Source organism: Shinella zoogloeoides, from assembly GCF_033705735.1.
Taxonomy (GTDB): Bacteria; Pseudomonadota; Alphaproteobacteria; order Rhizobiales; family Rhizobiaceae; genus Shinella; species Shinella zoogloeoides_A.
The window spans coordinates 991,572-1,003,705 of record NZ_CP131131.1 but is presented as its reverse complement, the minus strand read 5'-3'; the positions used below and the strand labels follow the sequence as shown (position 1 = coordinate 1,003,705).

9 protein-coding genes are annotated in these 12,134 nt (G+C 66.2%); 5 read left to right on the top strand and 4 right to left on the bottom strand.

From position 1 onward, the window contains the following. Window positions 1-80 precede the first annotated feature (80 nt). A complete protein-coding gene (locus ShzoTeo12_RS22410; RefSeq protein ID WP_318912519.1) occupies window positions 81-488 on the top strand; it encodes a DUF3307 domain-containing protein in 408 nt (135 codons plus the stop codon). Between the two features lie 109 nt (window positions 489-597). Here ShzoTeo12_RS22410 and ShzoTeo12_RS22405 read toward each other — a convergent pair whose 3' ends face one another. Beyond that, complete coding sequence (locus ShzoTeo12_RS22405; RefSeq protein WP_318912518.1) at window positions 598-1,470, bottom strand: hypothetical protein; 873 nt, start codon at window positions 1,468-1,470, stop codon at window positions 598-600. Window positions 1,471-1,734: 264 nt separating this feature from the next. Here ShzoTeo12_RS22405 and ShzoTeo12_RS22400 point away from each other — a divergent pair, with 264 nt between their 5' ends. The 4 genes from ShzoTeo12_RS22400 (at window position 1,735) to ShzoTeo12_RS22385 (ending at window position 6,660) form a co-directional block, all read left to right on the top strand. Beyond that, window positions 1,735-2,784 (top strand): AraC family transcriptional regulator, encoded by a 1,050-nt coding sequence (locus tag ShzoTeo12_RS22400; protein ID WP_318912517.1) that lies wholly within the window; start codon window positions 1,735-1,737, stop codon window positions 2,782-2,784. A gap of 77 nt (window positions 2,785-2,861) precedes the next feature. Continuing rightward, window positions 2,862-4,238 (top strand): transaminase, encoded by a 1,377-nt coding sequence (locus ShzoTeo12_RS22395; protein WP_318912516.1) that lies wholly within the window; start codon window positions 2,862-2,864, stop codon window positions 4,236-4,238. Then, complete coding sequence (locus ShzoTeo12_RS22390; protein WP_318912515.1) at window positions 4,235-5,623, top strand: glutamine synthetase family protein; 1,389 nt, start codon at window positions 4,235-4,237, stop codon at window positions 5,621-5,623. Before ShzoTeo12_RS22395 ends, ShzoTeo12_RS22390 begins: the two co-directional genes overlap by 4 nt. 2 nt (window positions 5,624-5,625) lie before the next feature. Then, window positions 5,626-6,660 (top strand): histone deacetylase family protein, encoded by a 1,035-nt coding sequence (locus tag ShzoTeo12_RS22385; protein ID WP_318912514.1) that lies wholly within the window; start codon window positions 5,626-5,628, stop codon window positions 6,658-6,660. 6 nt (window positions 6,661-6,666) lie between these two features. On the opposite strand, the gene ShzoTeo12_RS22380 is transcribed toward ShzoTeo12_RS22385, so the two are convergent. The 3 genes from ShzoTeo12_RS22380 to ShzoTeo12_RS22370 all read right to left on the bottom strand — a co-directional run bounded on the left by ShzoTeo12_RS22380 (window position 6,667) and on the right by ShzoTeo12_RS22370 (window position 12,002). Continuing rightward, window positions 6,667-7,809, bottom strand: a complete 1,143-nt coding sequence (locus ShzoTeo12_RS22380) for an alpha-hydroxy acid oxidase (RefSeq protein ID WP_318914347.1) — start codon at window positions 7,807-7,809, stop codon at window positions 6,667-6,669. Window positions 7,810-7,956: 147 nt separating this feature from the next. Next, window positions 7,957-9,000, bottom strand: coding sequence for a class II fructose-bisphosphate aldolase (gene fba / locus ShzoTeo12_RS22375; RefSeq protein WP_318912513.1), 1,044 nt, complete (start codon window positions 8,998-9,000; stop codon window positions 7,957-7,959). A gap of 245 nt (window positions 9,001-9,245) precedes the next feature. Continuing rightward, window positions 9,246-12,002, bottom strand: coding sequence for a DNA translocase FtsK (locus tag ShzoTeo12_RS22370; RefSeq protein ID WP_413251163.1), 2,757 nt, complete (start codon window positions 12,000-12,002; stop codon window positions 9,246-9,248). Between the last annotated feature and the right edge of the window lie 132 nt (window positions 12,003-12,134).

Sequence of the window (12,134 nt, the reverse complement as noted above, 5' to 3'; positions counted from 1 at the left end):
GGCTTGCCGGAACATCTGTGCAAGCCGGCGGGAACGGAATGCTCCTGCCGGATTGCCCAGCCCTCGGGTGCGGGCGTGCCATGATCGAGATACCGGACCAGATTTCGACCCTGTGGATCGCCGCCGCGCTGGCGGCGTTCCTGGTAAAACACTATCTGGCGGATTTCCTGCTTCAGACGGACTGGATGGCGGCGGGCAAGGAGCGGCCGAACGGCTGGCTGGCGCCGCTTGCGGCCCATGCCGGCGTCCATGGCGCGATGACGGCGCTGCTCTTCCTCCTGGTCTCCCCGCCCCTCGCCTGGCTTGGAATTGCCGATGCGCTCATTCATGGCGTCATCGACCGGCTGAAGAGCCTTGCCGCGCGGCGCCTGCAGGTGACGCCGCGACAGGCCGGTTTCTGGTGGCTTTTCGGCGCGGACCAGAGCCTGCACCATCTCATCCATATCGGCCTTGCGATCCTCCTTGCCGCAGCGGGATCGGCCTCCTGAGCGATAACTAGAGCATTTCCGCTTTTCTCCGAATCGCGAAAACGCTCTATCCTTTTGTTTCTACGCAATTCCGGACGCAAAACCGCGGTGCACTTCTGCTGAAATTGCTCTAGGCGAGCGCTTCGCGCAGGAGAAGATCGGTCAGGGCGAAATTGTCGGCGAACCAGCGGTCGGCGGCCTGCCACATCGCCGGTGTGAGCCTGATATCGTGACCGCCCCGGGCGGCGGTCGTCAGGAGGCCGGCATTGCGCGCCGCCTCCACGACCCGGCGGACGTGCGTTCGCGAGACGCCGGTCTGCGTCGCAAGCCGCTGATATCCGAGCGGAAGCGCGCCATTGGCAGTATGCCGCGCGCCGCGCAGCAGAAGCAGGAGGATCATGTAGCCGCAGTCGTGCTCGAAGAAGGGCGCAAGCGGCAGATGGCGACGGATGAGACGGCTGAGACCGGACAGATGCGGCAAGGTCGCCCGTCGCATGGCGCGGTGCAGCTCGCTTGAAAGCGGGCTCTCGCACCCTTCCGTCGGCGACAGGCCGAGCGTGCGGAGCCCTTCGACCAGATGGCCGAGAATGGCCGTATCGCGCTCCGTGAGCGTCGTGCCCGGTATGAGCAGGCGAACCCTCCGGTCCGAGGCATGCGGCTGTTGTGTGAGGAAGCCGTATTTGCGCAGGCAGGAAACCTGCGCCTCGACGCGGTTGCGGCTGGCGACGCCCAGCTCCGTCACCTCGCGCTGGAGACGGCCGAGCGTGAGCCAGGTGGACGGCCGTTCCATATCCTGCGCGGCATGAAGGGAAAGGGCGGCGAGATAACAGAGGAACCGCCCCTCCTCCAGGATGAGCCGGTTGAAGAGATGGTTGCCCTCGTAGACGGCCAGCTTGCCGGCGATCAGCCGGTCCCTCGCCGCGGCGAAGGCCGGCGCACGCAGGAATTCGTGGGGCGGCACCCGGAAGGCCACGGCGCCGTCGTCGAAGGAAATCTGGTCCACCTCAATAATCCCATTCAGGAACGGTGCGCCCATTCTCGTTCTTGTCGCGCCACCGGGGCCTCGAATTGACCCATTATGTTCCATGGGGTTTCAGCGGACACGGACTGTCAATTGTCATACCAGCCGCGCTAAGCATTATGAGACGGGGGGCCAAAAGAATGAGACACCGTGCCAACTCTGCGGACCGGCATGGGATCATCCGGGGAACCTTCCTCCATCGCATTCGCTTGATCAGGCAACGACGTCCATGAATCGTGAGGCGCAATGAGCCCTGCCGACAAACTGCCCTCCTACTCCGTGGTCGCGGAAGCCGGTGCGGACTGCCGCCGCAAGAGCCATCTTTTCGCCGAAACGCTCGCCCCGGTGTTCCGCACGACAGTGGAGACGCCGGAGCGGCTCGCCGATTTCCGGGCGAGCCTTTCGACCTACTTCCTGGGCCCTGCCCTGCTGTTCGCCGCGGACCTGCGGGGCACGACTTATACGTTCTCGCGCGATCCCGCCCGCATCGCCCGCAGCGGCCTCGACCTCATCCACGTGCAACTGACGCTCGATGGGGGGGACCTGCGCACGACGAACGGCGAAACCGTGCCGGTCGAGGCCGGCGACATATCCATCCTCGACCTCTCGCGGCCGATGCATTCCGTCACGCGGCACTGCCGCAACCTCACCCTCGCCCTGCCGCGCCACCTGCTGTTTGCAAGGGAAGCGCAGAACGATGCGTTGCACGGCCTTCTGCTGAAGGGCACGACCAGCCCGGCACGCCTGATCGCAAGCCATCTGCGCACTCTCTTCGAGAGCCTGCCGGACATCGACGAGGCGGAAGCGCCGGCATTCGTCACGGCGACGGCGAACCTCGTCGCCAATCTCGTCGGGCCGCGGATCGCGGCGCGCAGCCAGCCGTCGCCCACCGTGCGCGGCGCGGTCATCATGGAGATCCGCCGGTATATCGAGCAGAATATCGCTCTTGCAGACCTCGGCCCCGATCACCTTTGCCGGGCGTTCGCGCTCTCGCGGGCATCGCTCTACCGGCTGTTCGCGCCGATCGGCGGCGTCACGGACTATATCCGCGCCCGCCGCCTGCGCGCCGCCTTCGACATGCTGGCCAATGACGGCAAGCGCACCGTCGGCGAGGTCGCCTATGCCTGCGGCTTTGCCGATATCTCCGCCTTTTCCCGTGCCTTCCGCAACCAGTTCGGCATGAGCCCGAGCGCGGTGCGGGAGATGGACGGCAGGAGCCCCCTTGCCCGAGGTTCGCTGGACAAGCAGGCGGCCGCCTCGGTGCACGATTGGCTGCGCATCGTCGGTTCGCTGTAACCATCTTGCCGTTTGACACTTGGAATCACATCAACCAATATGTGATCACATTTCAGCAATACCTGCGGGAGAACGGGATGGAGAGGGCGAACCTGGAGGCGCGCGCCCGCGCGCTCATCGAGGCGGAGGAAGAGGTCTTTCGCGCAAGGCGGCCGCGCTCGGCCGCGGCGCATGACGAGGCGGCATCAGGCTTCTTCGACGGCGTGCCGCAGCACTGGATGCTCGACTGGCCGGCCCCCTTCCCCGTCGTCGTCGACCGGGCAAGCGGCGCCGAGCTCGTGGATATCGACGGCAACCGCATCGTCGACGTCTGCCTCGGCGATACCGGCGCCATGTTCGGCCACGGCCCCGCCCCGGTGCTGGAGGCGCTGAAGAATGCGGGAACGCGCGGTCTGACGACCATGCTGCCCTCCTCGGATGCGCAGATCGTCGGCCGGCTGCTGGTGGAGCGCTTCGGCCTGCCGCGCTGGCAGCTCGGCGCCACCGCCAGCGACGCCAACCGCTTTGCGATCCGTGTCGCGCGCGCCGTGACCGGCCGGGCGAAGCTGCTGGTCTTCGACGGCTGCTATCACGGCGCCGTGGACGAGACGCTGGTCGACCTCGTCAACGGCCGGACCGTTTCGCGCCGCAACCTCCTCGGACAGGTCCGCGATCTCGGCGAACTCACCGTCTCCATTCCTTTCAACGACGAGGCGGCGCTCGAAAAGGCGCTTGCCGGGCATGACATCGCCTGTGTCCTCGCCGAGCCGGTCATGACGAATTGCGGCATGATCCCCCCTGCCCCCGGTTTCCACGATGCCCTGCGCCGCCTTACGCGCGAGGCCGGAACGCTGCTCCTCATCGACGAGACGCACACCATCTCCACCGGGCTTGGCGGCTATAGCCGCGTGCATGGCCTCGAACCCGACCTGATGGTCATGGGCAAGCCCATCGGCGGCGGCGTTCCCGTCAGCGTCTGGGGCATGACCGAGGCGATCTCGGACAGGCTGCACGTCATCCGCCGCGAGCAGAGCGGCCACGGCCATTCCGGCATCGGCACCACGCTTTCCGGCAGCGCCCTGCAACTCGCCTGCCTGCGCGCCTGCCTCGAACATGTCATGACGGAAGATGCCTACCGCATCATGCAGGCCCGCGCCGACCGCATCGAGGCCGGCTTCAAGGCCGCGATCGCCGATGCCGGCCTCGGCTGGACGGTTTCGCGCGTCGGTGCGCGGCTGGAGGTCGTGTTCTCGCCCGTGCCGGTGCGCAATGCCGCCGAGGCCCGCGCCGCCGCTTCCGACACGATCGAGGCCGCGCTGCATCTTGCCATGCTCAATCTCGGTTACCTGCTGACGCCGTTCCACAACATGGTGCTCGTTAGCCCCGCCCTTTCGGAGCAGCAGGCGAATGGCCTTGTCGAGGCCTTCGCGAGCGTTCTCGGCCGCCTTGCCGAGCGGAGGAGGGCCGCCGCGTGAGCCGCGACCTTGCCGCCCGCCCGCCGGAAGCCGCGGATATCGCCGAAGCCGAGGCCTTCCTCGCCGCGCACCCGGAAATCACCGCCTTCGATCTGGTGCTGATCGACCTCAACGGCATTGCCCGCGGCAAGATCGTAAGGCGGCACGAGCTGCTGCCGATCTTCCGTTCCGGCCGGCACCTGCCCGGCTCGATTCTCGGCCTCGACGTCACGGGCGAGGATGTGGAGGAAACCGGCCTCGTCTGGTCGGACGGCGATGCGGACCGGCGTGCCTGGCCGATCGCGGGCTCGCTCGTGCCCCTGCCCTGGACCTCCCCGCCGCGCGGCGAAGTACGCCTCGCCCTCTTCGAGCTGGACGGCACCCCGATGGCGGCCGACCCGCGCCATGCGCTCGCCCGTCAGGTGAAGCTGCTCGAAGACGATGGCTTCCATCCGATCCTCGCTTATGAACTGGAGTTCTACCTGCTCGACCGGCAGCGGACGGCCGACGGCGATTTTCAGCCGCTCCGTCTGCCGCTTTCCGGGGAGCGGCCGGAGGGCATCCAGGTCTATGGCGTCACCGAGCTTGACCGTCTGGAGCCCTTCATCGAGGCGGTCTATCGCGGCGCGGAGGCGCAGGGCCTGCCCGTCGAGACCATGATCTCGGAATATGCCCAAGGCCAGTTCGAGCTGACGCTGCGCCATGGCAGCGCGCTGCGCGCCGCCGACGATCTCGCCATGCTGAAACGTCTCCTGCGCGGCCTTGCCGTGCGTCATAGCATGATGGCCTGCTTCATGGCCAAGCCCTTTGCCGGCCGCGCCGGCTCCGGCATGCATGTCCATGCGAGCCTTGCCGATGCGGGAGGCAACAACCTCTTCGCCGACCGGAACGAGGCGCTTTCGCCCCTCCTGAAGCAGGCCGTCGCGGGGCTTCTGGAGACGATGCACGAATCCATGCTCGTCTTCGCGCCGCACCTCAACTCCTGGCGACGTTTCTCCGCCCAGAGCTATGCGCCGACGACGCCGACCTGGGGCACCAACAATCGCAGCGTCGCCGTCCGCATTCCCGCAGGCGCGCCCGCCGGCCGCCATCTCGAACAGCGCGCCGCGGGCATCGACTCCAATCCCTATTTCGTCGGTGCGACGGTGCTCGCCGGCATGCGCCGGGGCATCCTCGCAAAGGCCGATCCCGGCCCCGAAACGACCGCCTATGCAGAAGCGGGAGGCGACGAACTGCCGCCCGACTGGCGCAGCGCCATCGAGACGGCCACCCGCTCGGCCTTCCTCAGGCAAGCGCTCGGCGAGCGGCTGCACCACGTCTTCCTCGCCCTCAAGCGTGCCGAATACCGCCGCTTCGCGGCGGAGATCACCGCGCTCGAACGCACGCTCTACGGCGAGGTCGTCTGATCATGAAAACCTTCTACACCGCCGACCACCACCTGCATCACAGCGGCATGGAGCTTTCCTTCGGCCGCATCGTGGAAACCTTCGAGAAGCCCGAGCGCGCCGAAATCGTGCTTCGGCGCGTCAGGGAGGTCGGGCTCGGCCCGGTTCTGGAGCCAGCCGCCTACGACCGGGCGGCCATCGAGCGCATCCATACGCCGGATTATCTCGATTTCCTGCAGAACGTCTTTGCCGAATGGCGGGCGGCGGGCCGTGAGGGTGAAGTCTGGCCCTATAGCTGGCGCCATCGCTCCATGCCGATGATCGACGCCCCGCCGTCGGGCCTCGATGCCCGACTTTCCTACTATTCCTTCGACATGGCCGGCTCGATCACCGAGACGACCTGGCAGGCGGCGAAGCGCGCCGCCGATACGGCGCTCGCCGGCGCCGACGCCGTGCTTGCCGGCGAGCGAGCCGCCTTTTCGCTCTGCCGTCCGCCCGGTCATCATGCGGGCCGGGATTTCTTCGGCGGCTACTGCTACCTCAACAATGCCGCCATCGCCGCCCAGCGCTTCCTCGACAACGGCCATGCCCGCGTCGCGATCTTCGATGTCGATTACCATCACGGCAACGGCACGCAGGAAATCTTCTACGACCGCGACGACGTGCTGCTCGCGAGCCTGCACGGCGATCCGGATTTCGAATTCCCCTTCCATCTCGGCTACGCTCGCGAGCGCGGCGCCGGAAAGGGCGAAGGCCATAACCTCAACTATCCCCTGCCCGCCGGCACGGCCTGGCCGGAATGGCTCACCGCCTTCGAGGACGCGCATGCAAGAATCCGCACCTACGCCCCGACCGCCCTCGTCATCTCGCTCGGCGTCGATACGTTCAAGGAAGACCCGATCTCGCAGTTCAAACTGGAGAGCGAGCACTTTTCCACCATCGGCCGCCGCATCGCCGATTTCGGCCTGCCGACCCTCTTCGTGATGGAAGGCGGCTATGCGGTGGAGGCGCTGGGCGTGAACGCGGTGAACGTGCTGCAGGGCTTCGAGGAGGTGTGAGGCTCCTTACACGTCCCTGAGCAGGTTCTCCCGCGAGAGGTTCCTGATATCGCGTTCGCCGCAGAGGGCCATCGTGACGTCGAGTTCCTTGTGGATGATCTCCAGCGCCCGGCGCACGCCGGCCTTGCCGCCGGCGCCGAGGCCGTAGAGGAAGGGGCGGCCGATATAGGTCCCCCTGGCGCCGTAGCAGACGGCCTTGAGGACATCCTGGCCCGAGCGGATGCCGCCGTCTAGATGGACTTCCATCCTGTCGCCGACGGCATCGACGATGCGCGGCAGCATGCTGATCGAGGAGGCCGCGCCATCGAGCTGGCGGCCACCATGGTTGGAGACGATGATCGCATCCGCGCCGCTGCCGAGCGACATGCGGGCATCCTCCTCGTCGAGGATGCCCTTGAGGATGAGCTTGCCGCCCCAGCGCTCGCGAATCCATTCGATGTCCTTCCACGAGAGCTGCGGATCGAACTGTTCCGTGGTCCAGGAAGAGAGCGAGGAAAGGTCCGTGACGCCCTTGGCGTGGCCGAGGATGTTGCCGAAGGTGCGGCGCTTCGTACCGAGCATGTCGAGGCACCAGAAGGGCCGCGTCGCCATCTGCCAGAGATGCTTCGGCGTGAAGCGCGGCGGGGCGGAAAGGCCGTTGCGTACATCCTTGTGGCGCTGGCCGAGAATCTGGAGGTCGAGCGTCAGCACGAGGGCCGAGCAGCCCGCCGCCTTCGCACGGTCGATGAGATTGTGGACGAAATCCTTGTCCTGCATCACATAGAGCTGGAACCAGAAGGGCTTCGTGGTGACGGAGCGCACGTCCTCGATCGAGCAGATGCTCATGGTGGAGAGCGTGAAGGGAACGCCGAATTCCTCGGCGGCCTGGGCGGCGAGCATCTCGCCGTCGGCATGCTGCATGCCGGTCAGGCCGGTCGGCGCGAGGGCGACGGGCATGGAGACCTTCTCGCCGATCATCTCGCTTGCCAGCGAGCGATTGCTCATGTCGACCAGCACGCGCTGGCGCAGCTTCACCTTGTGGAAGTCGTCCTCGTTGGCGCGGTAGGTGCCCTCCGTCCAGGCTCCGGAATCGGCATAGTCGAAGAACATCTTCGGCACGCGGCGGCGCGCCCGTTCCTTGAGGTCTGCGATCGTCAGGGCCTGTTCCACGCTCATATCGTCCTCGCTCGCGCTTGCGGTCCGCAATCTTTTACGGGCAGGCACTGCGGCTCGCAATGGATTCGTGCGGGTTTGCCGTGCAAAGAAAAAACCCTCCCGGCCGGAACCGGGAGGGTGGAAAGACAGGCCGAAGGCGGCTTACTTCGCGGCGTAGAACTTCGCCATGTCGGGAAGGCGCTTGACGCGGATGCCGGAGGCCTTGCCGGCGGTGCGGAAGGCCTCGAAGCGCTCCTTGCAGACGTCCGTCATGCGGGCGGTCGCCGGCTTCAGGTAGGTGCGCGGATCGAAATTGTCGGGCTTTTCCTTGAAGTTCTTGCGGATCGTGCCGGTCATGGCGAGGCGCAGGTCCGTATCGATATTGACCTTGCGCACGCCGAGCGGGATCGCCTTCTGGATTTCGGCGACGGGAACGCCCCAGGTCTGCTTCATCTCGCCGCCGTAGGCGGTGAAGAGGTCCTGCAGGTCCTGCGGAACCGAGGACGAGCCGTGCATGACGAGATGGGTGTTCGGCAACTTCGCGTGGATCTTGGCGATCGTCTCGATGGAGAGGATGTCGCCGTCCGGCGCGCGGGTGAACTTGTAGGCGCCGTGGCTGGTGCCGATGGCGACGGCGAGCGCGTCGACGCCGGTCTTCGAAACGAAGTCGAGCGCCTGGTCCGGGTCGGTCAGCAGTTCCTCGCGGGAAAGCTTGCCCTCGAAGCCGTGGCCGTCCTCCTTGTCGCCGGCGCCCGTTTCAAGGTTGCCGAGACATCCAAGCTCGCCCTCGACCGAGACGCCGGCCGCATGGGCGATCTTCACGACTTCCGCCGTGACGTCGATATTGTATTCGTAGCTGGCGACGGTCTTGCCGTCAGCGAGCAGCGAGCCGTCCATCATGACGGAGGTGAAGCCGTTGGTGATGGCCGAGATGCAGGTCGACGGCTGGTCGCCGTGGTCGAGATGCAGGCAGACCGGGATATGCGGATATTCCTCGGCGGCGCCGAGGATGAGGTGACGCAGGAAGGCATCGCCCGCATAGGCGCGCGCACCGCGGCTCGCCTGCAGGATCACCGGGGAGTCCGTGGCATCCGCCGCGCGCATGACCGCCTGGATATACTCCAGGTTGTTGACGTTGAATGCGGGCAGTGCGTAGTCGTTCTCCGCTGCGTGATCGAGCAGTTGCCGCATGGTGATCAATGCCATTCCTGTCCTCCTTGGATGCAGATTTCGTCAGTCGGGCGGCACTATTCACAGATCGTCCGCCATATGCAACAGGCCCCGCGGACCCCGTCATGGGCCAAATCGATTAAATGCGATGGTGGAATAAGATTTCCCGTGGACACGGTAAAAATCCGGCCCGCGTGAGCGGACCGGACCCGGAAAATCCATCCATTTCAAATAAGTAGGACAATTGCCCGGCAGCCGGGCAATCGCCACATGGCGGAATGTTATTCGTCGTCGCCGCTTTCCGGCTGCTGGAAGCCGTTGCGCTCGCCGGTGACGATCTCGCGCTTGCCGACATGGTTGGCAGGCCCGACGAGGCCTTCCTTCTCCATGCGCTCGACGAGGGACGCGGCCCGGTTGTAGCCGACGGCAAGACGGCGCTGGATGTAGGAGGTCGAGCACTTGCGGTCGCGCATGACGACCTTGACGGCCTTCTCGTAGAGATCGTCGCCGTCCTCGGCCGCGATGTCGCCCTTGTCGAAGACCGCACCGCCGGCGGCAGGCTTCTCGTCCTCTTCTTCCTCCTCGTCGGCGGTGACCGTCTCCAGGTATTCCGGACGGCCCTGCGCCTTCAGGTGCAGCACGACCTTCTCGACCTCCTCGTCGGAGACGAACGGACCGTGGACGCGGGAAATGCGCCCGCCGCCGGCCATGTGCAGCATGTCGCCCTGGCCGAGGAGCTGTTCGGCCCCCTGCTCGCCGAGGATGGTGCGGCTGTCGATCTTCGAGGTCACCTGGAAAGAGATGCGCGTCGGGAAGTTCGCCTTGATCGTGCCGGTGATGACGTCGACCGAGGGGCGCTGCGTCGCCATGATCAGGTGGATGCCGGCGGCGCGCGCCATCTGGGCGAGCCGCTGGATCGCGCCTTCGATCTCCTTGCCGGCGACCATCATCAGGTCGGCCATCTCGTCGACGATGACGACGATATAGGGCATCGGCTCGAGGGAGAGTTCCTGGTCCTCGTTGATCGCCTCGCCGGTTCCCTTGTCGAAGCCGGTCTGGACGCTGATCGTGATCGTCTCGCCCTTGTCGCGGGCGGCGGCGACGCGGTTGTTGTAGCCGTCGATATTGCGCACGCCGAGGCGCGACATCTTGCGATAACGGTCCTCCATCTCGCGCACCGCCCATTTCAGCGCCATGACGGCCTTCTTGGGATCGGTGACGACGGGGGTCAGGAGATGCGGGATGCCGTCATAGATCGACAGTTCCAGCATCTTCGGGTCGACCATGATCAGGCGGCATTCTTCCGGGCGGAACCGGTAGAGCAGCGACAGGATCATCGTGTTGATGGCGACCGACTTGCCCGAGCCGGTGGTGCCGGCGACGAGCAGGTGCGGCATCTTCGCAAGCTCGGCGATCACGGGCTCGCCGCCGATGGTCTTGCCGAGGCAGATCGGCAGCTTGAAGCCGGTCTTGGCGAAGTCCGCGGAATCGATCATTTCGCGGAAATAGACGGTCTCGCGCGTGGCGTTCGGCAGTTCGATGCCGATGACGTTGCGGCCGGGCACCACGGCGACACGCGCCGAAAGCGCCGACATGGAACGGGCGATGTCGTCGGCAAGGCCGATGACGCGCGAGGACTTGACGCCCGGGGCCGGTTCGAATTCGTAGAGCGTGACGACCGGGCCGGGGCGGACATGGATGATCTCGCCGCGCACGCCGAAGTCTTCCAGCACGCTTTCCAGAAGGCCGGCATTCTGCTCCAGTTGCTCCTGCGTCAGCACGAAGCCGACGGTGCGCGGCGGTTCCTGCAGGAGGTCGCGCGGCGGGTATTCATAGGTATCGGCGGTCGGCGTCGCGAGGGTGACCTGGAACGGCCTAGCGCGCGAAAGCACCGACGAGGGCGTTTCGCGGACGGGTTCGACGACGGCGGCGGGCGCAACGGCCACCGGGACCGGCCTTGCCTCGACGGGGGCCGGAACGGCTTCCACCGTCTCGATGACCGGCGCGGCTTCGGCGACCACCGGCTCGGCCTTGATTTCGGGAACGGCAACGGTCTCGACGGCCATCTGACGCGTCACGGCCGGCCGGCAATCGACAACGCGATAGAGGGAGGCGACGGAGATCGGCTCCTCACGCGGCGTTTCGACCGGGCGGGCCGGCATCGTGGCGACGGGCGCCGACGTCGGCAACGTCATGCGCACGACGGACACCGCCGGACGCGCCGGGGCGATGGAAACGCTCTCCTCGGGAACCATGGTTTCCCAGAAGGCATGATCGGAAAGATGGGCGAAACGGCTGATCGCCTCCTGCACGCTCGCCTTCGCGACCGGCCGGGCGGACGTGAATGCGGGGGCCTGTGCCGGCACGGCGGGCTTGAAAACGACGGCGGCATCGGCCGGAATGGCATTCTGGCGGGCCGCGATGACGGCCTGGACAAACTGGGGAACGGGATCGGCCGCGGCGGCGGTTGCCGGGGCCTGCTGCTCCTCGAAGCGGCGGCGGCGTTCTTCCAGCGCTTCGCGCAGGCGCAGCAGGAGCTCGGCCTGCGTCAGCTGCGGCTGGGTCTGCGGAGCCGGAGCGGCTTCGGGCTGCGGGTTCTGGGACTGGGAAACCGGGAACTGGGGAACTGGGGACTGCTGCACCTGGGACGTCTCTGCTTGCATTTCTGTGGGAGCCGGCTGGACGGGCTCTTCGATGATCGGCTCGGCCTTGGTGACCGCCTCGGCGGCCGCCTCCTCGATCCGGGCGGCGACCTTGTCGGGCGTGCGCGTGAAACGGACATTCGGCGCCAGATAGAAGTGGCTCTCCCATGTCCCGTCGGCATATTGGCCGGGATCGTAGCTGCGCAGGGCCGGCGAGCGGAAGCGCGGCCGGTAGTGGTCGTCGTTGGCGACCGGTTCGCTTTCGCCGTGCCACGCCTCCTCTTCCGGGGGCGCCTCGGTCACGGCGTTGTTTTCATATGGATAATGCGACGACGCATCGTCGTTTTCCCCTTCGGTCTCGAGGACGGGATAGAAGTTTGTTCTGGAAATACGCATGAACCTGAAATCTCGACGATCATTGCCGATGGGGATGCGTAGATGGTTAGGAAATGAAGGTTAACAATGTCTTTGGAGAGCGGCAAAATCTGTTTGCATTCCCGCGTCGAGGCACCTTCCGCCATCGCTCCG